Origin of the sequence: Kineococcus halophytocola, assembly GCF_041276425.1 — a bacterium.
Taxonomy (GTDB): domain Bacteria; phylum Actinomycetota; class Actinomycetes; order Actinomycetales; family Kineococcaceae; genus Kineococcus; species Kineococcus halophytocola.
This window is the reverse complement of record NZ_JBGFTU010000013.1, coordinates 100,160-122,138: the sequence shown is the minus strand read 5'-3', so window position 1 is coordinate 122,138 and position 21,979 is coordinate 100,160. Positions and strand designations below refer to the sequence as shown.

The following is a 21,979-nucleotide window of genomic DNA, read 5'->3' as shown; positions in this document are numbered from 1 at the left end:
ACCCTGTGGCGGTGCCCCGCGCCGTCCCCGAGCCCGACCAGGCCGCCGACCCGACCCCCCTGCCCGAGAAGGTCGTCGCGGTCGTCGTCGCCTTCGACCGCCGGGACCTGCTCCTGGCCGGCCTCGACGCGCTCGCGGCCCAGACGCACCGGCCCGACGCGGTCGTCGTCGTCGACAACGCCAGCCGCGACGGCTCGCCCGCGGCCGTGCGGGACTGGATCGCCGCCCACGACCTGCCCGTGGACCTGGTCGAGCTGCCCCGCAACAGCGGCGGCGCCGGCGGGTTCGCCGCGGGCCTGGCCCGGGCCGTGCACCGGCACGGCGCGGACGCGGTCTGGCTCATGGACGACGACACCGTGCCGCGCCCCAGCGCCCTCGCCGAGTCGCTGACCGCGTTGCGCCGCACCGGGTCCGCCCTCGTCGCCAGCCGCGTCGTGTGGACCGACGGCCGCGACCACCCCATGAACACCCCCCGCGAACGGCCCGGCGTGGACGCGGCCGAGGCGCGCGCCGCGTACGCCGCCGGGTGCGTCCCGGTGCGCTCGGCCAGCTTCGTCGCCCTGCTGCTCGACGCGCGGGCCGTGCGCGAGGAGGGCCTGCCGCAGGCCGCCTTCTTCCTGTGGAACGACGACTTCGAGTACACGACGCGGCTGCTGCGCCACCGCCGCGGCGTGGCGTGCGCGGCCAGCGTCGTGGAGCACCGCACGAAGGTCTTCGGCGGCGCCGACGCCGACCCGGGGGAGCGGTTCGTCCTGGAGGTCCGCAACAAGCTGTGGACGTTCACCCGCGCGAAGACCCTCGACCCGCGCGACACCGTCCTGTACGGCGGGGCGACCGCCCGCCGCTGGGTCCGCACCCTGGCCCGCTCCCGGCGCCGCGACGTGCTGCTGCGCGGTCTGGCCGACGGGGTCCGCCAGGGTGTCCGGCGGCCCGCGCCGACCGCGACCGTCCTGGCCGGGCTCGGCGAGGTCTCCGACGACGTCCGCGCCGTCGAGGCCGCCGCCGGGCGTGCCCCCCTCGCGCCCGCCGACGGGGGCACCGAGCTGCCCCCCTTCTCCGTCCTGCTGCCCGTCTGGGCGCGCGACGACGTCGCCCAGCTCCGGCGCGCGGTCGACAGCGTCACCGTCGAGCAGGAACTGGGCCCCGACGAGGTCCTCCTCGTGCGCGACGGCCCCGTCCCGGCCGCCCTGCAGCGTGCCCTGGACGAGCTCGCCGCCCGGCCGGGGGTGCAGGTCCTGGAGCTGCCCGTCAACGTCGGCCTGGCCCGCGCGCTGGAGGAGGGGCTGGCGCGCACCGCCTTCGACGTGGTGGCCCGGATGGACGCCGACGACATCAGCCTGCCGGGCCGGTTCGCCGCCCAGCTCCCGCTCATCGCTGCCGGGGCCGACCTCGTGGGGTCCGGGCTGCTGGAGATCGGCGCGCACGAGGACGACGTCGTGGGCCGGCGCACCCCGCCCGTCGGTGCCGCCCAGATCGCCCGGTACGCCCGCTTCCACGACCCGTTCAACCACCCCACGGTCGTCTACCGGCGCTCGGCCGTCGCCGCCGCCGGCGGGTACCGGGACCTGGACCTCATGGAGGACTACTGGCTCTTCGCGCGCATGATCGCCGCGGGGGCCCGGGTGGAGAACCTGCCCGACCCGCTCGTGAAGTACCGCGTGGGCGCCTCCCCGGACGCCGGGTCCTACGCCCGCCGCGGGGGCCTGCGGCTGTTCCGCTCCGAGCTGACGCTGCAGCGGCACCTGCGCGCCGAGGGGTTCACCACGCCCGCCCAGGCCGTCCGCAACGTCCTCGTCCGCGGCGGGTACCGCTTCGTGCCCACGCGGGTGCGCACCGCCGCCTACCGCACCCTGATCGGGAGAGGGGAGAGCCGGTGACCGCCGTCTCCGACACCACGCCACCCGCGGACCCCCAGGCCCCGGCCCGGGTCCCGGAGGTCCGCTCGATCACGGGTCTGCGCATCGTCGCGGCCGTGTGGGTCCTGCTCTTCCACTGGAAGTTCACCCCGCTGCCGGACTGGGAGCGGGTGCGGGCCTTCCTCACCCCCGTCACCGACTCCGGGCACCTCGGCGTCGACCTGTTCTACGTGATCTCCGGCTTCGTCATCACCCTCACCTACGTCGAGAAGATGGGCCGCCGGCCCCGCCTCGGCGGCTGGCTGCGCTTCTGGTGGGCCCGCATCTGCCGCGTCTGGCCCGCCTACGCCCTCGTCGTCGTGCTCTTCGGGACCTGGCTGCTGTGGCGGCGCAGCGTCGACCCCGCCTTCTACGCCTACCAGGGCGTCCAGCCCGACCTCGGCTGGCGCAGCTGGGTCGAGCAGCTCCTGCTCGTGCAGCTGTGGCACCGCCCCGACTTCGACGGGGCCAGCTTCGTCGGCGCGACGTGGTCGGTCTCGGCCGAGATGGCCGCCTACGTCGCCTTCCCCGTCCTCGCCCTCGTGCTGTGGCGGCTCAAGCGGCTGCCGTGGTGGGTCCTGGTCGCCGGCGCCGTCGCGCTCACGGTCCCCGCCGCCTGGCGCAGCTACGACAGCGGCGTCATCTACTGGGACTACAGCTGGGCCGAGCGCATCTTCACCTGCTTCGGCGCCGGGGCCCTCGTGTGCCTGGCCGTGCGCACGCTCCAGGCGGGCCCGGTCTCGGGGCCGCGGGCGGCGCGGTGGGCGCCGCGGATCGCGTGGGTCCTCGCCCTGGAGGCCGTCCTCGTCATCGGGTGGGCCGCGGGCCGGCCCTACGACCGCTTCGCGACCGTCACGGTGCTGTTCCCGCTGCTCGTCGGGGCGCTCGCGCTCACCGACCGCGGGCCCTCGGCGTTCCTGTCCCGGCCCGCGGTCGTGCTCGGCGGGCGCATCTCCTACAGCGTCTACCTCGTGCACGTCCCGGTCTACGAGATCTTCTGGACCTTCCAGCGGGAGGTGCCGCAGATCGCCCCCGGCGGACCGTGGACGAGCTTCCTCGTGCCGAACCTGCCGGTCGTCGCCATCGGGCTCGGGTGGGTCCTGTGGAGGTTCGTCGAGGAACCGGCCCGACGGCGCCTGCGCGACCTGGGCCGGGCGCGTCGGCCGCGACGTCCGGGGGCCGGGGGCGGCTACGCTGACGGCACCATGACCCACGCCGCGCCAGAGCACAGCCATGCCCGTCGGGGCAGCACCGCCCCCGCGACCCGGACCGACCGACAGAGGGTGACCGAGCAGTGAACGCAGACCTCGTCGTCGTCGGATCGGGCTTCTTCGGGCTCACCGTGGCCCGCCAGTGCGCGGAGGACCTCGGGCTGAAGGTCCTCGTCATCGACCGCCGCGACCACATCGGCGGCAACGCCTACTCCGAGCCCGAGCCGGAGACGGGCATCGAGGTGCACCGCTACGGGGCGCACCTGTTCCACACCTCCAACGAGCGGGTCTGGCAGCACGTCAACCGGTTCACGCGGTTCACGCCCTACGTGCACCGCGTGTTCTCCACGTTCCAGGGCGGCGTCTACTCGATGCCGGTCAACCTGCACACGATCAACCAGTACTTCGGCAAGGCCCTCGGCCCCGACGCCGCGCGCGCCCTCGTCGCCGAGCAGGCCGGGGAGATCGACACCGCGGCCGCGGACAACTTCGAGGACAAGGCGATCTCGCTCATCGGGCGCCCCCTGTACGAGGCGTTCTTCAAGGGCTACACGGCCAAGCAGTGGCAGACCGACCCGCGCAACCTGCCCGGGGCCACGGTCACCCGCCTGCCGGTCCGCTACAACTACGACAACCGCTACTTCAACGACACGTACGAGGGTCTGCCCGTCGACGGGTACACCGCGTGGCTGGAGCGGCTGGCCGACCACGAGAACATCGAGGTCCGCCTGGGCACCGACTTCTTCGACACCTCCCAGGAGGTCTCCAAGGGCAACGTCGCGGGCAACGTGCCGGTCGTCTACACCGGCCCGGTCGACACCTACTTCGGCGACGCCGAGGGCCAGTTGTCCTGGCGCACGCTCGACTTCGAGCAGGAGGTCCTGCCGGTCGGGGACTTCCAGGGCGCCCCGGTCATGAACTACGCCGACGAGGACGTGCCCTACACCCGGATCCACGAGTTCCGGCACTTCCACCCCGAGCGGGACTACCCGAAGGACAAGACCGTCATCATGCGGGAGTTCTCCCGCTTCGCGGTCGCCGGCGACGAGCCCTACTACCCCGTGAACACCCCCGAGGACCGGCAGAAGCTGCTGGCCTACCGGGACCTGGCCTCGCGGGAGGAGAACGTGCTGTTCGGCGGCCGGCTCGGCACGTACAAGTACCTCGACATGCACATGGCGATCGGTGCGGCCCTGTCGATGGTGGACAACAAGCTGACGCCGCACTTCAAGGACGGCGCGGCCCTGGTGGCCGGGGGAGTGGACGCATGACGACTGTGACGCACGGGAGCGACCTGCACCTGCAGGGGGCGGCGGGCCTGGCCCCCGACGACGGCGCGTGGCGCGAGGTCCACCGCATCGTCTTCCCCAGCAAGACCGACATCGACGTCCTGCCGCTGTACGTCGACTTCTCGCAGTCGGAGGGGTACGCCTCGGCGGACACCGACTCGATGGAGTTCGTCGGCACCGGGGTGGCCGAGTCCGACACCGAGGCCGCCGGTGACCGCCGCACCCTGACCGTCCCGGCGGGCAAGCGGTACTCCCTGGGCTCGTACTTCAACGCGTTCCCGGCCAGCTACTGGCGCAAGTGGACCCGCGCCGAGGAGGTCCGGTTCGCCGGCACGTTCTCCGGCCACGGCACCGTCACGCTGTTCAAGTCCAACGCCCGCGGCTCGCGCCAGCGCATCACCTCCTGGCGCGTGGAGGGCGAGGCGCGGCTGGTCGAGGAGCTGACGCTCGCCCCGTTCGCCGACGGCGGCTGGTACTGGATCGACGTGGCCGGCGGCGCCGAGGCGCTGACCCTGGTCGAGGCGGCCTGGAGCGCGCCCGTCGCCGACCAGCCCGCCGGCAAGGCCTCCATCGGCGTCACGACGATGAACCGGCCCGACTACTGCGTCAAGACGCTCAACGCCCTGGCCGCCGATGCCTCCGTGCTGGAGGTCCTCGACGAGATCGTCATCGTCGACCAGGGCACGCAGAAGGTGCGCGAGCAGGAGGGCTACGAGGAGGTCGCCGCCCTCCTGGGGTCGAAGCTGCGGATCATCGACCAGGCCAACCTGGGCGGGTCCGGCGGGTTCGCCCGCGGCATGTTCGAGGCCGTCCGCGGCGAGCGCAGCAAGTACGTCCTGCTCCTGGACGACGACGTGAACATCGAGCCCGAGGGCATCGTGCGCGCCGTGCAGTTCGGCGACGCCTGCCGCAAGCCCACCCTCGTCGGTGGGCACATGTTCGACATGTACGACCGCTCGGTGCTGCACACCCTGGGCGAGTCGGTGAACCTCTACCGGTTCTTCTGGGGCCCGGCGCGCGGGCTGTACCACGGTCACAACCTCGCGGCCTCGAACCTGCGCCAGACGCCGTGGATGCACCGGCGCGTCGACACCGACTACAACGGCTGGTGGATGTGCCTCATCCCCGTCGAGGTGGTCAAGGAGATCGGGCTCTCGCTGCCGGCCTTCATCAAGTGGGACGACGCCGAGTACGGCCTGCGCGCGATGGAGCACGGCTACTCGACCGTCTCGCTGCCCGGCGCCTGCGTCTGGCACGTGTCGTGGAACGACAAGGACGACACGATCGACTGGCAGGCGTACTACCACGAGCGCAACCGCTTCCTCGTGGCGCTGCTGTACTCCCCGTACGAGCGCGGTGGCCGGTTGTTCCGCGAGAGCAGCTACACCGACGTCAAGCACCTCATCTCGATGCAGTACTACGCCCAGACCCTGCGCAACCGGGCCCTGGCGGACCTGCTGCGCGGGCCGGGGCACCTGCACGAGACCCTGGCCACGACGCTGCCGGCGATCCGCGCGGCCCGCGCCGAGCACCCCGACGCCCAGGTCGAGGCCGAACCCGACGCGTTCCCCACCCCCCAGCGCGGCAAGCCCGCGCACAAGGGCAAGGAACCCCGGCCGCCGAGGAGGGCCACGCTGCTGCCGTGGGCCGCCCAGGCCGCGCTGCGCCAGCTCAAGCCGGTCAAGCCGGAGGCGACCCAGCGCCCGGACACGACCCTGGCCGCGGCCGACGGCAAGTGGTGGGAGCTGTCCCTGTACGACTCCGCCGTCGTCTCGATGGCCGACGGCAAGGGCGCGGTCTGGTACCGCCGCGACGCGAAGAAGTTCCGCTCGCTGCTGGCCGAGTCCGCCGACCTGCACCGCCGGATGCTCACGTCGTGGCCGCAGCTGCGGGCCGCGTACAAGGCCGCGCTGCCGGAGATCACGTCCATGCGGGCGTGGGCGCAGACGTTCGGCGTCGACCTGTCGCAGCCGGCCGGGGCGCAGGCCGACGCGCAGGGGGAGAACCGCTGACCGTGGCCGTCGACACGACTGCACCGCTGGTCGCCCCGGGCCACGGCTCGGGGCTGCTGGACGTCGTCCGGTACCGGTACCTGCTCAAGCTCCTCGTCCGCAAGGAGATGCGGGTCCGGTACCGCGGGTCCGTCATGGGCCTGCTCTGGTCCTACGTCAAGCCCGGCGTCCAGTTCGCCGTCTTCTACTTCGCGATGGGGGAGTTCCTCCGGCTCAACGAGTCGGTCCCCAACTTCGCGGTGTACCTGTTCTCCGGCATCGTCGTCATCAACTTCTACACCGAGGCGTTCGGCAACGCGACGCGCTCGGTGGTGGGCAACGCCCCGCTCATCAAGAAGATCTTCCTGCCGCGCGAGCTGTTCTCGGTGTCCTCGGCGTGGGTGGCCTCGATCCACTTCCTGCCCCAGCTCGTCGTCCTGCTCATCGCGTGCGTCGTGACGGGCTGGCGGCCCGGGCCCGGGCAGCTCCTCGGCGGGTTGCTGGGGTTCGTCATCGTCGCCGTCCTGGCCGTGGGCCTGGGCCTGCTGTTCGGGGCGGTCAACGTCCTGTACCGCGACTTCGAGAACATCGTCGACCTGCTGCTCATGGTCGTCACGTGGACCTCCCCGGTCCTGTACGACTGGCAGAAGGTGGCCGACGCCGTCGGCGGGCCGGACTCGTGGTTCATGACCCTGTACCAGCTCAACCCCGTGACCGCGGCCGTCGAGCTGTTCCACTGGGCGTTCTGGTACCCCACGGGCGGGGTGCGCGAGGCCGCCGTGCCCCCGCCGCTGCCGCCGCACCTGCTGTGGTCGGGGCTGTGGGGCCTGCTGATCGCCCTGGTCCTGCTCGCGGCGGGGCAGGCCGTGTTCCGCCGCATCGAAGGCCGTTTCGCCCAGGAGCTGTGATGAGCGTGACCGCACCGAACACCGGGTCGGACTCCGGATCGAACCCCCACCCCGCCGCCGCGGCCGGCACCCCCACCGCCATCGAGGTGCGCGGGCTGGTCAAGGACTTCACCCTGCGCCACAACCGCTCCCTCAAGGAGCTGGCGATGGCCAAGATCCGCAAGAAGCCGATCTCGGACAGCTTCCGCGCCCTGCACGGCGTCGACCTGACCGTGCACCAGGGCGAGTCGCTGGCCCTGCTGGGGTTCAACGGCTCGGGCAAGTCCACCCTGCTCAAGCTGATCTCCGGGGTCATGCGCCCCGACGAGGGCACCATCGGCGTGCGCGGGCGCATCGCCGGGCTCATCGAGGTCGGCGCCGGGTTCCACCCCGACCTCACCGGCCGGGAGAACGTGTTCCTCAACGGCGCCATCCTCGGCATGGACGAGGCCACGATCACCGCGCGGTTCGACGACATCGTCGCCTTCAGCGAGATCGAGCGCTTCATCGACACCGAGGTGAAGTTCTACTCCTCGGGGATGTTCCTGCGGCTGGCCTTCGCCGTCGCGGTGCACACCGACCCCGAGGTGTTCCTCATCGACGAGATCCTGTCGGTGGGCGACGAGCCGTTCCAGAAGAAGTGCCTGGCCCGGATCGAGGAGCTGCGCGCCGAGGGCCGCACCCTGGTCATCGTCAGCCACGACCTCGACATGGTCTCGGACCTGTGCACCCGCGGGATCCTGCTGGAGCAGGGCCGCGTCGTGGCCGACGACACCGCCGCCCGGGTCGTGGCCCGGATGCGGGGGCAGGGGTGAGCAACGGGATCAGCGACGGGGTCACCGACGAGGTCCGGGCGGTCCCGGCCCGCCGGCCGGCCTCGCGGGTGGGGGCGCTCGTCCCGGCCCTCGGCATCGGGGTGCTGGCCGCAGCCACGTTCGTCCTGCTGCGCACCGCCCTCGTCGACGACGCCTACATCACCCTCGCCTACGCGCGGAACCTCGCCCTGCACGGGACGTGGGGGCTGCTGTCGGACGTGCAGTCCAACACCGCGACGTCCCCGCTGTGGGTGCTGCTGCTGGGGGCGGTGACGTTCGTCGTGCGCCGGCCCGTCGTGGCCCTCGGGATCCTGCACGTGCTCGTCGCCGTCGCCCTGACCCTGTCGCTGACCTCGGCCGCGCGCCGGACCCGGCTGCCCGCGTGGGTGGGGCCCGTCGCCGCCGTCGCGGTCGGGGTGAACCCGCTGCTGCTGAGCTCGGTCGGGCTGGAGTCGGCCTTCCTCGTCCTGCTGCTGTCGCTGCTGCTGCTCACCGCGGTGCAGGGCCGGGCGCTGCCGTTCGGCCTCGTCGCCGGGGCGGTGTTCCTCACCCGCATGGACGCCGGCGTCGTCATCGCCGTCCTCACGCTGCTGACCCCGGCGATCCTGCGGCGGGTGTGGGTGGCCGTGCCCGCGGCCCTGCTCGTCGTGCTGCCGTGGATGACGTGGAGCTGGTTCGTCCTCGGTTCGGCCGTCCCCGACACCGTCGTCATCAAGACGCTGCAGAAGTCGTGGGAGCAGTACGACGTCACCAACGGCGCGCAGATGTACGTCGAGGTGTACGGGATCACGGCCGTCCTGGCGTTCCTGCCCGTCGTGCTCGGCGGGCTCGGCTGGTGCGTGCTCGCCGCGTTCGCCTGGACCGGGCGGCGCGAGGGCGGGGGAGGGCCCCGGCTGTGGCCGTGGCTGGTGCTGGGTCTGGGGGGCCTGGCGCACTACGTCGCGCTGTCCCTGCTGGGGGTGCCGCCGTACCACTGGTACTACGCCGTCCTCGTGGCGCTCTCGACGGTCACGGCCGTGGCCGCCCTCGGCGTGCTGTTCCGGACCGTCGAGGTCCGGCCCGTGGGGCTCGGTGCGGCGGCGGCGGCCCTCGTGGTGGGCGTCGCCAGCGTCGGGGTGGACCTGCGCGCCGGCACCCCGTGGCGCATCGCGCCGATCCAGACGAACTGGGCCGAACCGTCGCAGTACACGCAGATCGCCCTCGACGTGCAGCAGGTCCTGACCGAGCGCGGCGGCCCGCAGCACGTGGGCTCGCCCGGGGAGGTCGGCCACCTCGCCTACGTGTGCGACTGCGTCGTGGACTACTTCGCCGACCCCGCCCGCGTGCAGCCGATGATCGACCAGGTCCAGGCCGAGTCCTCCCCGCTGGGCCGCCGGCTGCTGGAGTGGAACTTCACCCACCGCGACACCGCCGCCGAACCCGTCCCCGTGGCCGGTGACCTGTTCCGGTTCGACCGCGGCACCGAACCCCCCGCGGCGCGCGGCCTGCCCACGTGGCCGGTCACGACGACGTGGGACATGCCCCTGTCCGACATCGTCCTGCTCCCGGCGGGTGGTCTGTGAACGCGCGGTCTTCGAACGGTCGGCAACGGGTGGCGGAGCTGGACCTGAGGGTCCTGCGCGCCGTCCAGGACACGGTCGCCGTCCCCGGCGCGGTGCCCGTCGCGACGGCCCTGTCCCACGCCGGTGAGCACGCCGCGGCGTGGATCGGTCTGGGTGCCGTCGGGTTCCTCGTCGACCCCCGCCGCCGGCGGGAGTGGGCCGTCGCCACGACCGCCGTCGTCGCCGCGCACGGCGCCTCCGTCGTCCTCAAGCGCGTCGCGCGCCGGCACCGCCCGCTGGACCACCACGTCCACGTGCGCGTCGGCACCCCGAGCCGCTGGAGCATGCCGAGTTCGCACGCCACCTCGACGACGGCCGCCGCGGTCGCGTTCGCGCCGCTGCTGCCCGTGCCGACGTGGCCGCTCGTGCCCGTGATGATGGCCTCCCGGCTCGTCCTCGGGGTGCACTACCCGACCGACGTGACCGCCGGGGCGGCGCTCGGTGCGGTGACGACCGTCGTGGTCCGCCGGGTGGCCGCGGGTCTGGTGGAGCGGTCCGGGTGAGCGTGACGCAGACCTCCCCGTCCGTGCTGCCCGCCTGGTTGCGGGCGATGCGTCCGCGGCAGTGGGTCAAGAACGTCCTCGTCCTCGCCCCGGTGGTCCCGGCCGGGGCGCAGGTCGGGCTCGACACCCTCACCGGCGTCGGCGTGGCCTTCGTGCTGTTCTGCCTCGTCTCCAGCGCCGTGTACCTCGTCAACGACGCCAAGGACGTCGAGGCCGACCGGGCCCACCCGCGCAAGCGGTTCCGGCCCATCGCCGCCGGTGAGCTCTCGGCCCGCACGGCCGTCGGCCTCGCCGTCGCCCTGGCCGTCCTCGCCCTCGCCGGGGGCGCGCTGTGGCAGCCGACGCTCGGCGTCGTCCTGGCCGTCTACCTCGCGATCCAGCTCGCGTACTGCTTCGGGGTCAAGCACGAACCCGTGCTGGAGCTGGCCTGCGTCGCCTCGGGGTTCCTGCTGCGGATGCTGGCCGGCGGCACGGCCGGGGACATCCCGCTGTCGGGGTGGTTCCTGCTGACCACGGCGTTCGGGTCGCTGTTCATGGCCGCCGGCAAGCGGTACGGCGAGGCGCGCCGCGGGGAGCTGACGGGCGAACCCGTGCGCCGCGTCGTGCAGCGGTACACCACGACGTACCTGCGGTTCGTGTGGACGCTGGCCGCGACCGTCGTCGTCACGACGTACGCGCTGTGGGCCGTGGAGGTCCTCGTGCCGCAGTCGGGGACCCAGCTCGCGACGCTGTCCGTCGTGCCGTTCGTCCTCGCCGTGATGCGGTACGCCGTGGACGTCGACAAGGGCAACGCGGAGGAACCCGAGGAGATCGCCCTGCACGACAAGGTCCTCCTCGTGCTGGCCCTGGCCTGGTGCGGGTCGTTGCTGCTGGCGGTGTGGCTGTGATCCGGGCCGTCACGCAGCACGAGCGCTTCGGGGAGGTCGTGCGGTTCCTCGTCTCCGGCGGCATCGCCTACCTCGCCGACCTGCTCGTGTTCAACGTGCTGCTGTTCTCCGGGGTCGGGTCGGCGCTGTCGAAGGTCGTCTCCAGCGTCATCGCGATCTTCATCGCCTTCCTCGGCTCGCGGTACTACACCTGGCGGGACCGGCGCAGCGCCCACCCGGGCCGGGAGTACGCGCTGTTCTTCCTGTTCTCCGCCATCGCGGCGGGGTTGCAGCTGCTGTGCCTGGTCATCACCCACTACGGGTTCGGCTGGACGTCGCCGCTGGTGGACAACGTCTCCGGGAACGTCGTCGGCATGGCGATCGCCATGGTCTTCCGGTTCCTGACGTTCCGGACGTTCGTCTTCCCGGACCGGTCCGCCTCGCGTGCCTGACCGCCGGTCCTGGCTGCCCGCCGCGGTGGGCGCCGTGCTCGCGGTGGCCCTCGTCCTGTCCGGTCTCGGGCAGGAGGCGTGGCAGCGCGGGTACGACCTGGCGGTCTACCGGGACGGCGCGCGCGACCTGCTCGCCGGCCGGGACCTGTACCAGCGCGAGACCTACCGCGGGCACTGGTTCGTCTACCCGCCGTTCGCGGCCGTGCTGTTCCTGCCGCTGCTGGCGCTGCCGCCGGCCGTCGACCTCCTCGTGTGGGACGCCGTGCTGCTCGCGGTCACGGGGTGGGCGTGCGCGAAGGTGTTCGGGTCGGTGGCGGCGGGGTGGTTCGTCGGGCTGGGCACCGCGGTCGTCCTGGTGTCCGACCCGTTCCGCGAGGCGCTCGTGCTGGGGCAGGTCAGCCCCCTCGTCGTCGTCGGCCTCGTCGTCGGCTGCCTGTACGGCGGGCGCGGGGGAGCGGTGCTCGCCGGGGTGTCGGGGGCGGTGAAGGTGACGCCCGCGCTCGTCGTCGTCGCGTTCGTGAACCGGCGGGCGCGCTGGTGGTTCGCCTCGGCCGTCGTCGTCGTGGGCCTGGTCGCCACCGTCGTCGGGGTGCTCGTGGCGCCGGCCTCGGCGGTGTCGTACTTCGGCTCGCTCGTGTGGGACTCCGCGCGCGTCGCGGCGCCGGGGACGACGACGAACAACTCCCTGGCCGGGGCGTTCGCGCACGCCGGGCTGCCCTCGTCGGTGAGTTCGGCGCTCGGGCTGGTCCTGGCCGTCCCGCTGCTCGCGCTCGTCGTCGTGGTGGCGCTGCGCGCGGACTGGCTGGAACGGTCCGACCGGCTGCGGTTCGGTCTGCTCGTCTCCCTCGTCACGTGCCTGGTCTCGCCCGTGACGTGGTCCCACCACGCCCTGGCCGCCCCGATCGCCGCGGTCGCGCTGCTGGCGTGGGGGCGGGTGCGCTGGCTGGTGGTGCTCGCGGGGGTCCCGTGGCTGCTGCCGGTGCTGCACTGGGGCACGCTCGCCGCCGAGACCCGGCCGGTCTCGCTGCTCGTCCTCGTCGCCCTCCTGGCCCGCACGCCGCGGTCCCCCGCGCGCGGACGTCCCGGGCCGCCGGCGGTCACCGCTCGCGGTTGAGCCGCAGGACCTGCAGGCCGCGGCGCCGTGGTCAGCGCAGGACCTCCACCTCGCAGGTGGTGCCCGGCGCACGGGACAGGCGGGCGTCGGCGGTGACCAGGACGATGCCCAACGCCTCGGCCAGGGCGACGTAGGCAGCGTCGTAGCTGGTGACGGTGTGGCGCAGTTCCCAGCAGCGGCGGAGCAGCGGCCGGTGACCGGTGCGGCGCAGGGGCAGGTCGACGAGGTCGTTCAACGCCAGCTCGGCGCGGCGATCGGGCAGGCGGCCGCCTGCAGCGGCGCGGCGCAGGACGGAGGTCACCTCGAGGTCGATGACGTCGGGGGCCGTGAGGACCTCTCCGCGCAGCCTGTCCCGGGCGCGGTCCCCGTCGGGCCCGTCGTCGGCCAGGGCGGGGGCGAGGACGCTGGCGTCAACGACGATCACGGTCGTCGTGCACCGCCTCCACGGCCTCGCGGAACGGCAGGCTGCCGCCGGTCCGGCCGCCGGCACGGTCGAGCACCTCCTCCAGGGAGGGGGTGCCGGCGTCGTCGACGAGCTTGGCGAGCAGGTACTCCTGCAGGGACTGGTGGGCCAGGGCGGCACGTCGGCGCAGGACGGCGTGCGTCTCGTCGGGGACGTCCTTGATCTGCACGCTGGGCATGGCGCCATTCTGGCGCTACCGGCGCCGATGCACAACCACCGGGTCTCGCCGAGGCGCCGCCGGTACGCGCCCTCGGCGCCGCCCCGCGCCCGGACCGTCGGGTGCGGGACCGGCGCGAGGGCACGTCGGTGACGACCGCAGGACGTCGTTCGCGCGCGTCTCAGACGCGGGCGACCTTCCCGGTCGTGGAGCTGAAGCTCAGCGTCCCGCCCTGGAACGTCTGGGTGAGCGTCGAGCCGTTCCACACCTCGTCACCGGTGGGCATCCCGAGGGAGCCGTTCTCCCAGCCCTGCGCGGCCCACGCGTCGTACACGGCGCCGCGGACGGCGTGCGCACCGGTCGCCGGGCCCCAGTAGACCGACCCGCCCTGGAACCGGGTGAAGAACCCGCGGCCGTTCGGCAGGGCCGTGTCGCCGGTGGTCGGGAACCCCAGGCCGGTCTCCCAGCCGAGCCGGGCCCACTCGGCGCGGATGGCCCCGCGCACGGCGTGCGCGCCGGTGGCCGGGGACCAGTAGACCGAGCCGCCCTGGAAGTGGGTGTACCAGCCGGCCCCGTTCGGGGTGGGCGCGTCGGAGGTGGTGGGGAAGCCCAGGCCGGTCTCCCAGCCGAGCCGGGCCCACTCGGCGCGGATCGCGCCGCGGACGGCGTGCGCACCGGTGGCCGGGGACCAGTACACCGAGCCGCCCTCGAAGTGGTTGAAGTACCCCCCGCCCCGGGGGGTGCGGGTGTCACCGGTGGTCGGGAAGCCCAGGCCGTTCTCCCAGCCCAGCCGGGCCCACTCGCTGCGGATCGCGCCGCGCACGTCGTACGCGCCGGCCGCCGAGGCGTAGATCGAGCCGCCCGCGAAGTGCTGGTAGGACCCCAGGCCGTTGGGCGTGGGCAGCTCCGCGCTCGTGGCCGCGCCCAGCGCGCCCTGCGCGCCGCCGAGGGCTCCGTAGCGCTGCTGCACGGCGCTGACGATCGAGAACCAGTCCGAGCGCAGCCCGCCGAGCTGGCGGATGCGGGTCCCCGTGAGGTTCACGGTGCCGCCGGTGCACACCAGCTTCGCCGTCGTGACGCGCCCGCCGTAGTCGCCGCGGCCGTCGCGGCCGGTGACGACGAGCCCGGTGGCCGTCCCGGCGTTCCCGCAGGCGGCGTCGAAGGTCTTCGCCGGGACGGTGGCCGACCAGTCCGCGACGCTGGCCCCGGCGGCCGCGCCCGGCCCGGAGAACGGGTCGGCGCGGGCGGTGAGGTAGGGCTTGGAACCGGTGACGGTCCAGCCGCCGTTGGAGGAGGAGAACTGGGTGAAGGCGACCTGGCCGCCGTAGGTGCGGATCTCCCCGGCCGTCGCGGCGATGGCCGCGTTCGTGGACGCGGGGGTGGACCAGGTGGTGACGCCGTTGCGGTCGCGCACCTCCTCGCCGCGGTAGACCTGGCAGGCGGTGGTGTCGCAGATGTCGGTCAGGGCCTGCGGGCGCAGGACGGACATGGCGTAGCTGCGCGCGGCGACGGCCTGGGCCTTCAGCGCCTCGGGGTGGAAGGAGGAGGGGGACTCGGCCGGGACCACGCCGCGCAGGTACGTCTCCAGCGGGACGTCGTTGACGACGGTGAGCTTGGCGCCCGTGACGATGCGGACCGTGCCGTCGTAGCGGACGAACGTGCCGTCGCCCTTCTGCAGCAGGACCCCGTCGGGGCCGCTGACGCTGACGGTGCCGCCCCAGGTCTGGCGCCGGACCTCCGACCCGTCGGCCGCGGTGACGGTGGCGGCCAGGCCGTCGCCGGCGGGGGCGACGACGAGGCGTTCGCCGGGGCCGAGCTTCTCGGCGCTGGAGGACAGCGTGAGCTGCGCCGCGGAGGGGGCGTAGACGGCGACGGCGGCGTTGGCGAAGGCCGTCAGGCCCACCCGCAGGGTCCGGTCGGGCTGGTTCCCCACGGAGGTCCCGGGGTAGTAGAAGTCCAGGACGGTCCGGTAGGACTGCCCGGACAGGGCGCGCGACTGCGCCCCCCACTGCGACATCCCGATGCCGTGGCCGTAGCCGTGCCCGACGACGGCGAACGAGCCCCCGACGGCCGGGCGGACCTCGTCGGCGTGCGCCGGCAGCGTGGTGAGGGTCGCCAGGGTCCCCGTCGCGGTGAGCGCGACGGCCGTCGCGGCCAGGGCGCGGGTGAGGCGGGTTCGGGTGCGCACGGGGTTCCTCCTGGGTTTCAGTTGCCGGTGTGGCTGGTCGAGGTGGTGCGCCGGGCGGCGTCCCAGGTGATGGACCCGCCCTGGAACTCCAGGCGCAGGCCGCCGGGGACGGGCTGTTCGTCGCCGGTGGGGAACCCGAGGCGGCCGTTCTCCCAGCCCTGCCGCGCCCACGCGTCGCGCAGGGCGCCGCGGACGGCGTGGGCCCCGGTGGTCGGGGACCAGTAGACCGATCCGCCTTCGAAGTGGGTGTAGTAGCCGGTCTTGACGGGGGTGCGGGTGTCGCCGGTGACGGGGAAACCCAGGCCGTTCTCCCAGCCGAGCTGGGCCCACCGGTCGCGGATCGCGCCGCGCACCTCGAAGGACCCGGTGGCGGGGGAGGAGTAGATCGACCCGAACTGGAAGTGGTTGTACGCCCCGGTCCGGCGGGGTGTGCGCAGTTCGTCGGTCAGCGGGACGCCGAGGGTCCCGACCCCGCCGATCTTCTCGAACCGGGCGCGGATGCCGCCGTGCACCTCGCGCACGGGCGTGGTGGGGGAGGAGTAGACGGTGCCGTGGCGGTAGTCCTTGCGCGCCACGCCGCCGGCCGCGGTGGTGCGCCGGCCGCCGACGTCGGCGCCCAGGACGGACCGTTCGCCGCCCAGGGCGATCCAGTGCCCGCGCAACGGGTCGGTGGTGCCCGTCCACCAGGACGTCTCGCGCGCCGCGCCGGAGAACGTCAGCGACAGGTGGACGTGGTCGGTGTGCGGGTCGGGGCCGGTGTACGGCTGCCAGCCCGCGCCCGCCTGGTACGTCTTCCACACCTGCTGGTTCCAGATGACGTACATGACGCCGAGGCGGCGCGCGTGGGCGGCGACGTTCCCGCGCTCGTCGGTCGCGAGCAACCAGGTGAGGAACTCCTCGGCGAGCGCGGCCTGGGCGGGGTCGCCCGCCTGCAGCATCCAGTCGACGGCCCGGCCGTCGGAGTGCTCGGAGACGGGGACGCCGTTCGCCGGGCAGGCCCGGGCCAGGCCCAGGGTCTGCCGGCCGTAGGCGTCGCGGATGAGCTGGGCGAGGGCCAGGGTCCCGGGTTGCGGTGGTGCGCAGGTGATCGGGGCCTGGTAGCGGGGGAAGGCGTCGACGTCCGCGGGCAGCCCGCCGGGTGCGCGGGGAGCGGCCTGTGCGGGGACCGCGGTCGCCAGCAGGCCCCCCACCAGCAGCGCGGTGAACCCCGTCCGCAGCCCCCTGCGCAGCCCTCGCCGCAGACCCGTCCGCCGCGGCCGTCGACGCCTCACGTCACTTCTTCTTCACGGTGATCTTGCCCGAGGACCGCGTCCAGGTGAGGGTTCCGCCCTCGAACTCCATGCGGGTTCCGCCCTCGACCGAGTTCTCGTCCTTGGTCGGGAACCCCAGGAAGGAGTTCTCCCAGCCCAGGGAGGCCCAGGTGTCGCGGAAGCCCCCGGAGATCGCGTGCGCACCGGTCTTGGGCGACCAGTACACCGACCCCTTCTGGAAGTGGGTGTAGTACCCCTTGCCGTTCGGGGTGGGGGTGTCGTCGGTGACGGGGAAACCCAGCCCGTTCTCCCAGCCGAGGGCGGCCCAGCGGTCCCGGATCGCGCCGGTCGTCCAGTGCGCCCCGGTGGCGGCGGAGTAGTAGATCGAGCCGCCCTGGAAGTGGGTGTACCAGCCGCCCTTGACGGCTTCGTCGCCCGTGACGGGGAAACCGGCGGGGCCGCCCTCCCAGCCCATCGAGGCCCACTTCTGGCGGATGGCGCCGCGGACCTCGTGGGCCCCGGTGGCGCGCGACCAGTAGATCGAGCCGTCCTCGAAGTGGTTGTAGAAACCGCCCTTGGCGGGGGAGTCGTCGGTCGTGGGGAACCCCAGGCCGTTCTCCCAGCCGAGCTGGCCCCACCGCTGCAGGATGGCCCCGCGGACGGTGTGGGCGCCGGTGGCCTTGGACCAGTAGATCGCCCCGCCGGAGTAGAACCGGTAGGACCCGCCGCCGCCGGGGACGTCGTTCTCGGGGGTCGTCGGGCCGCCCAGGGCACCGGCCCCGCCGACGGCGGCGTACTTCGCGGCGATGGCCGTGGTGGTCGCGCCCCCGAGGAGCTGGCCCACCCGGTCGCGGATCCAGCCCATCTTCGTGAACCCGACGTTGCCCGGGCAGGCGGTGAAACCGACGTCGCGGTGGGCGTTGATGGTGCGCAGCCGGGCGGTGGTGCCGCGGGGGAACCGGGCGGTCCCGCCGCCGGCGGAGGTGAGGTAGGTGGTGCCGTCGGCGGGCACGCCGTACATCGACAGCTTCCAGGCGATGACCTGCGCGACGGACTCCAGGCAGGCGGCGCTGGGGGCGGTGGAGGTGAAGTCGCCCATCATCGAGACGCCGAACGTGTCGACGTTGAACCCGCCGGCGTGGGCGCCGACGACCGCCTTGGTGATGCCGCCGGCCCGGCCCTCCCAGATCCCGCCGAAGCGGTCGACGACGAAGTTGTAGCCGAGGTCGGCCCAGCCCAGGGAGACGGTGTGGTACCGGTACATGCCGCGGATGACCGAGGGGACCTGGGCCTGGCTGTAGGTGCCGCCATCGGCGGTGTGGTGGACGACGACGGCCTTGATGGTGTCGCTGTAGCCGGCCCCGCCCTTGCGCAGGGACTCGTCGGCCCCCCACTGCGCCCGGGTGCGGATGCTCGGCTGGGGCAGCACCTTGGGGGAGGCCTTGGTGCCGGGGTCGGAGGCGGTGCCGGCCAGCGTCGTGCGGGCCAGGGCGGTGGACTCCCCGGCGTCGACGAGCTGCAGGTGCGCGTCGGCCACGTCGGCCTTCGGCAGCCGGACCTGGACGGAGGCGCCGGTGCCGAGGGGGCCGACCCACAGCGGGTCCGAGGCGGTGATCGAGCGGCGGCCCTCGGCGGTGTCGGGGTCGGGTTCGGAGTCGTTCAGGGGCAGGTCGCTCCACGCGGTCCACGCGCCGCCGGCGGTCCGGACGCGCACGGAGATCGTGTCGGTGGAGGCCCCGGAGGGGAAGGTGACCCCGACCATGTGCCCGCCGTCGACGTCGACGCCCACGACGGCCAGGCCCGCGCCGGCACCGGTCTCGGCGGACAGCAGCGAGGCCGAGCGCTGGGCGCCCAGGGGGAACGCGCGGGTGGAGCCGGTGACCTGCAGGGCGGTGGGGGTGAGGGCGCTGGCCGAACCGCTCCCGGCCGCGAGGGAGGCGCCGAGGACGCCGGTGCCGACGGTGCCCGTCAGCAGGGCGCGGCGGGACAGGGTGGTCTGGACGGACCGCATCGGGTTCGTTCCTCTCTGGCGGGGGCGGTGCTCACTACCGGTGCTCACTGCGCGGGTGACACCCACACGGGCGAACGCTCGGCCTCGGCATCGGCGCGTCGACTCCTCACCTTGAGCGTGTCGCTACCGGAGTGTGCCCGGTCCGTCACGCAAAGTAGGGGACGATGCCCGTGGTGTACAAGGTGCTCGAGGGGACAACCTCGTAACACCTCTGTGGTCACTCGTTCACTCTACGTCACAATCGGCGCACCAGTCCCAGACCTGAAGCGGGCACCGGGAACCGGCCGGACCCGGGGACGACGAAGCCCCCCGAACTCCCGCAGGGGGTTCGGGGGGCTGGTGGAGCGGGGTCGCAGGAGCCTGAGAGGAGCGCTCCAGCGCGTTCGGCGCCCGGGTGCAGTCGCTTCCCAGGGATCGTCCGGGGTGCGCCCGGACGGTGGTGATGTCACTGTCAGTGACGGCTCACCGGAGCGGGGTCAGCGGGCGCGGACGACGCCGAGCTGCGCGCCGCCGAACCCGGGGAAGATCGACCCGAGGGAACCCGCCCCGCACCGCTTCTGCAGGACCTCCCCGACGACGGCCCGGTAGTCGGTGGTGCCGGCGAGGTCGCCGTCCACGAGCCGGTCGGCCCCCAGGCCCGGCCACACGCCGTGCACCCGGCCGCCCACGACCCCGCCGCCGAGCAGCAGGACCGCGTTGCCGTGGCCGTGGTCGAGCCCGCCGGAGGCGTTCTCCCCGACGCGGCGGCCGAACTCCGACAGCGTCACCAGGGTCGTGGAGCCGAACGCCGTCCCCAGGTCCGTCGCGAACGCCGCCAGCGCCGTGGACAGCTCGGTGAGCTTGTCCCGCATCCACCCGCCGTCGACGCGGCCCAGGCCCGCGTGCATGTCCCAGTCGCCGGAGTCCAGGGCGATGACCTGTACGGGAGCCCCGGACTTCTTCAGGGCCGCGGCCTGCGCGAGCGCCCGCCCCAGGTCGGAATCGGGGTAGACGGCCCCGTTCGCGGGCCCGGCCGCGGTCCCGGGCAGCTTCGCGACGTCCTCCATCGCGCTCAGCAGGGTGGCCGCGGGCGCGGCGACCTCCGGGCGGGCCCCGGTGTGCATCCGGCGCAGCGCGGCGTGCCAGCGCGGCCGGTCGTCCCCGGGACCGATGAGGGCGAAGTCGGCCAGGGACGTCGTGGTCGTCTCCTGGGCCGGGCCGGCGAAGGAGCGCGGGGTCTGGTGCGACAGGCCCACCGCGTTCAGCACCGACCCCGTGCCCAGGGACCCGATCGTCCGGTCGATCCAGCCGGTGCGCACCGAGCTGCCCGGCGCGGCCGTCTCCATCCGCTCCATGGCCGCGAAGTGCGACCGGGTCGGGTCGGCCTGGCCGACGGCGTGCACGACGCCGAACGTGCCGTTCCGCCAGAACGGCATCAGCGGGGCCATCGCCGGGTGCAGCCCGAACACCTGGTCCAGGCCCAGCAGCGTCGAGCGGGGGACCGCGATCGTCGGCCGGGCCGCGTAGTAGGCGCCGTCCCCGGCCGGGACCACGGCGGACAGGCCGTCGAACCCGCCGTGCAGGCTCAGGACGACGAGGGTCTCCCCGTTCCAGCCCGGGGCGGCGAAGGACACCTGGGTGGAGACGTCGCCGACGGCGTACGTCGTGACCCCGGTGGCGGCGGCCGCGAGCGCCGCGCGCAGGACGGAGCGGCGCGAGAGGAGGCGGGAGCCCTCCTCGCAGCCGCAGTGCTGGTCGTTCCGGGTGGCGGCGGTGCTCACGGGGCTCCTCAGCGGATCGTGAAGGACGGGGTGTCGAGGGTGAGGGCGACGAGGTAGCGCAGGTTGTTCTGCAGCCAGCGGTCCCCGGCCGAGCAGGGCGAGCCCTCCGAACGCCCCGCGTACAGCAGCAGCCCGGCCTTCTCGTCGGGGCTGAGCTGGCTGCCGGTGAGCCGCACCCCGAGGGCGTCGACGAGCGCCCCGAACGTGGCGGGGATCCCGGGCAGCAGGTCCATCGCGGGGGTGAACCGCAGTTCCGGCGGGTACCAGCCCGCGGCGAAGTCCATGTGCCGGTTCCAGCGCGCCAGGGTCCCGCTGGGGGAGGTCCACGCCGCGGCGACGTCGGGGTAGCCGTTGGGGGCGCCCCAGGCCATCGGGGCGTGCCCCTGGTCCAGGACGTGCCAGTAGATTTTGGTGAGCCCGCCGACGCCGCCGGTCTCCATCCCGGTGCCCAGCGTGCGCAGCGTCGCGACGTAGTCCTCCTGCGGCGTGCGGACCTTCTGCCCGGCCGAGGCCCAGAAGTGCGGGGAGTCGAACATCGTCCGCAGGACCGGGACGACCTGCCCACCGGACTGGACCCAGGTGCGGGCCATCGCCTCCACCAGCGCCGCGGGCGGGGTGTCGGAGACGAACCGGGTCGCGAGCCTGCCGCACAACCGGCGGGCGGTGACGGGGTGCACGGCCAGCCAGCGCAGGTAGGCGTCGATCCAGCCGTCGCCGTCGGCGGGGGAGTGCGCCGGGACGCCGAAGCCGTAGACCGTGCGGGCGCCCCCGTCGTGCCGGCCCGCGTCGTAGGTCCCGCCGCCGTCGCGGCCGATGGTCAGGCCCGTGAGCAGCCGGGCGGAGTTCTTCACGTCGGCCTCGGAGTACCCGGCCTCGACGCCGAGGGTGTGCAGCTCCAGCAGTTCCCGGCCGTAGTTCTCGTTCGGCTGGGCCGCGGTGGAACTGGCGTTGTCGAGGTAGGTCAGCATCGCCGGGTGGCGGGCCGAGGCCACGAGCATGTCGCCGAACGTGCCGAACGCGTGGCGCCGCACGACGGTGCGGTCGTAGTCCTGCCGGCTGGCCCAGACCTCCGAGCTCGGGCAGGTGACGTGCAGGACGTTGTTCCACACGTCCACGACGACCTCGAACAACTGCCGGCTGCTCCAGATCTGCCGGGCCAGGGTCATGCGGCCCGTCTCGAACATGGCGTTCCACTCCGTCGCGGCGTACCCGCCGGCCCACAGCTGCTGGGCGGAACGTCCGTAGAACGTCATGCGGCCCGCGAGGGCGTCGACGGCGCCGTCGTCGAGGGAGCCGGGGTCGAGCTGCCGGTCCAGCCACGCCGCGGTGCCCAGGCGGGCGACCTCGGCCAGGGACTGCGGGGTCGGTCCCCACGTCGCCCGGCGCAGCAGGTGCAGCTGGTCGGCCGGGGCCTCGTGCGCGAACGGGGCGGGCGCGACCCGGCGGCGGCCGCGGGGGACGAGGGGCGAGGTGGGCACGGCCACTTCTCGGCAGGGGATCTCCCCGGCTTGAGCCGGGCCGCTGGG

18 protein-coding genes are annotated in these 21,979 nt (G+C 73.8%); 11 read left to right on the top strand and 7 right to left on the bottom strand.

Annotation, left to right across the window (positions count from 1 at the left end; translation table 11 throughout):
* Nucleotides 1-11: 11 nt before the first annotated feature.
* Genes AB2L27_RS12840 through AB2L27_RS12790 form a run of 11 tightly spaced genes read left to right on the top strand, consistent with a single transcriptional unit; the run spans nucleotide 12 to nucleotide 12,624 of the window.
* Nucleotides 12-1,877: a glycosyltransferase gene (locus AB2L27_RS12840; protein ID WP_370441864.1), complete on the top strand. Its 1,866-nt coding sequence runs from the start codon at nucleotides 12-14 to the stop codon at nucleotides 1,875-1,877.
* Nucleotides 1,874-3,193 (top strand): acyltransferase family protein, encoded by a 1,320-nt coding sequence (locus AB2L27_RS12835; protein WP_370441863.1) that lies wholly within the window; start codon nucleotides 1,874-1,876, stop codon nucleotides 3,191-3,193. The genes AB2L27_RS12840 and AB2L27_RS12835 overlap by 4 nt, the downstream gene beginning before the upstream one ends.
* A complete protein-coding gene (gene glf, locus AB2L27_RS12830; protein ID WP_370441862.1) occupies nucleotides 3,190-4,377 on the top strand; it encodes a UDP-galactopyranose mutase in 1,188 nt (395 codons plus the stop codon). The genes AB2L27_RS12835 and glf overlap by 4 nt, the downstream gene beginning before the upstream one ends.
* Nucleotides 4,374-6,407 carry a glycosyltransferase gene (locus AB2L27_RS12825; protein WP_370441861.1) on the top strand — a complete coding sequence of 678 codons (2,034 nt, stop codon included), beginning with the start codon at nucleotides 4,374-4,376 and terminating at the stop codon, nucleotides 6,405-6,407. Before glf ends, AB2L27_RS12825 begins: the two co-directional genes overlap by 4 nt.
* Entirely contained in the window at nucleotides 6,404-7,294 is an 891-nt protein-coding gene (locus tag AB2L27_RS12820; RefSeq protein WP_370441879.1) for an ABC transporter permease, read from the top strand. Before AB2L27_RS12825 ends, AB2L27_RS12820 begins: the two co-directional genes overlap by 4 nt.
* Complete coding sequence (locus AB2L27_RS12815; RefSeq protein WP_370441860.1) at nucleotides 7,294-8,088, top strand: ABC transporter ATP-binding protein; 795 nt, start codon at nucleotides 7,294-7,296, stop codon at nucleotides 8,086-8,088. The genes AB2L27_RS12820 and AB2L27_RS12815 overlap by 1 nt, the downstream gene beginning before the upstream one ends.
* Nucleotides 8,085-9,650: a hypothetical protein gene (locus tag AB2L27_RS12810; RefSeq protein WP_370441859.1), complete on the top strand. Its 1,566-nt coding sequence runs from the start codon at nucleotides 8,085-8,087 to the stop codon at nucleotides 9,648-9,650. Before AB2L27_RS12815 ends, AB2L27_RS12810 begins: the two co-directional genes overlap by 4 nt.
* A 29-nt stretch (nucleotides 9,651-9,679) precedes the next feature.
* Entirely contained in the window at nucleotides 9,680-10,192 is a 513-nt protein-coding gene (locus AB2L27_RS12805; protein ID WP_370441858.1) for a phosphatase PAP2 family protein, read from the top strand.
* A 47-nt stretch (nucleotides 10,193-10,239) separates the two neighbouring features.
* The gene (locus AB2L27_RS12800) at nucleotides 10,240-11,079 is read left to right on the top strand and encodes a decaprenyl-phosphate phosphoribosyltransferase (RefSeq protein ID WP_370441878.1); all 840 of its coding nucleotides are present in this window, start codon (nucleotides 10,240-10,242) and stop codon (nucleotides 11,077-11,079) included.
* On the top strand, nucleotides 11,070-11,510 hold the full coding sequence (locus tag AB2L27_RS12795) for a GtrA family protein (protein WP_370441857.1): 441 nt from the start codon (nucleotides 11,070-11,072) through the stop codon (nucleotides 11,508-11,510). Before AB2L27_RS12800 ends, AB2L27_RS12795 begins: the two co-directional genes overlap by 10 nt.
* Nucleotides 11,503-12,624 carry a glycosyltransferase family 87 protein gene (locus tag AB2L27_RS12790; protein WP_370441856.1) on the top strand — a complete coding sequence of 374 codons (1,122 nt, stop codon included), beginning with the start codon at nucleotides 11,503-11,505 and terminating at the stop codon, nucleotides 12,622-12,624. The genes AB2L27_RS12795 and AB2L27_RS12790 overlap by 8 nt, the downstream gene beginning before the upstream one ends.
* 31 nt (nucleotides 12,625-12,655) lie before the next feature.
* Here AB2L27_RS12790 and AB2L27_RS12785 read toward each other — a convergent pair whose 3' ends face one another.
* The 7 genes from AB2L27_RS12785 to AB2L27_RS12755 form a co-directional block, all read right to left on the bottom strand.
* Entirely contained in the window at nucleotides 12,656-13,048 is a 393-nt protein-coding gene (locus AB2L27_RS12785; RefSeq protein ID WP_370441855.1) for a type II toxin-antitoxin system VapC family toxin, read from the bottom strand.
* Complete coding sequence (locus tag AB2L27_RS12780) at nucleotides 13,035-13,265, bottom strand: FitA-like ribbon-helix-helix domain-containing protein (protein WP_370441854.1); 231 nt, start codon at nucleotides 13,263-13,265, stop codon at nucleotides 13,035-13,037. Before AB2L27_RS12780 ends, AB2L27_RS12785 begins: the two co-directional genes overlap by 14 nt.
* A 160-nt stretch (nucleotides 13,266-13,425) precedes the next feature.
* A complete protein-coding gene (locus AB2L27_RS12775; RefSeq protein ID WP_370441853.1) occupies nucleotides 13,426-15,432 on the bottom strand; it encodes a SpoIID/LytB domain-containing protein in 2,007 nt (668 codons plus the stop codon).
* 17 nt (nucleotides 15,433-15,449) lie between these two features.
* The gene (locus tag AB2L27_RS12770; protein ID WP_370441852.1) at nucleotides 15,450-16,703 is read right to left on the bottom strand and encodes an LGFP repeat-containing protein; all 1,254 of its coding nucleotides are present in this window, start codon (nucleotides 16,701-16,703) and stop codon (nucleotides 15,450-15,452) included.
* Between the two features lies 1 nt (nucleotide 16,704).
* Nucleotides 16,705-18,693 carry an N-acetylmuramoyl-L-alanine amidase gene (locus tag AB2L27_RS12765; protein ID WP_370441851.1) on the bottom strand — a complete coding sequence of 663 codons (1,989 nt, stop codon included), beginning with the start codon at nucleotides 18,691-18,693 and terminating at the stop codon, nucleotides 16,705-16,707.
* 476 nt (nucleotides 18,694-19,169) lie between these two features.
* Nucleotides 19,170-20,453, bottom strand: coding sequence for a DUF1501 domain-containing protein (locus AB2L27_RS12760; protein WP_370441850.1), 1,284 nt, complete (start codon nucleotides 20,451-20,453; stop codon nucleotides 19,170-19,172).
* Nucleotides 20,454-20,461: 8 nt separating this feature from the next.
* On the bottom strand, nucleotides 20,462-21,931 hold the full coding sequence (locus tag AB2L27_RS12755) for a DUF1800 domain-containing protein (protein ID WP_370441849.1): 1,470 nt from the start codon (nucleotides 21,929-21,931) through the stop codon (nucleotides 20,462-20,464).
* Nucleotides 21,932-21,979 lie beyond the last annotated feature (48 nt).

Bases quoted from the DNA above. Each gene is read 5' to 3' on its own strand.
- AB2L27_RS12825 (WP_370441861.1), top strand. From the start codon at position 4,374: ATGACGACTGTGACGCACGGGAGCGACCTGCACCTGCAGGGGGCGGCG.
- AB2L27_RS12780 (WP_370441854.1), bottom strand. From the start codon at position 13,265: ATGCCCAGCGTGCAGATCAAGGACGTCCCCGACGAGACGCACGCCGTC.
- AB2L27_RS12800 (WP_370441878.1), top strand. From the start codon at position 10,240: ATGCGTCCGCGGCAGTGGGTCAAGAACGTCCTCGTCCTCGCCCCGGTG.
- AB2L27_RS12815 (WP_370441860.1), top strand. From the start codon at position 7,294: ATGAGCGTGACCGCACCGAACACCGGGTCGGACTCCGGATCGAACCCC.
- AB2L27_RS12765 (WP_370441851.1), bottom strand. From the start codon at position 18,693: ATGCGGTCCGTCCAGACCACCCTGTCCCGCCGCGCCCTGCTGACGGGC.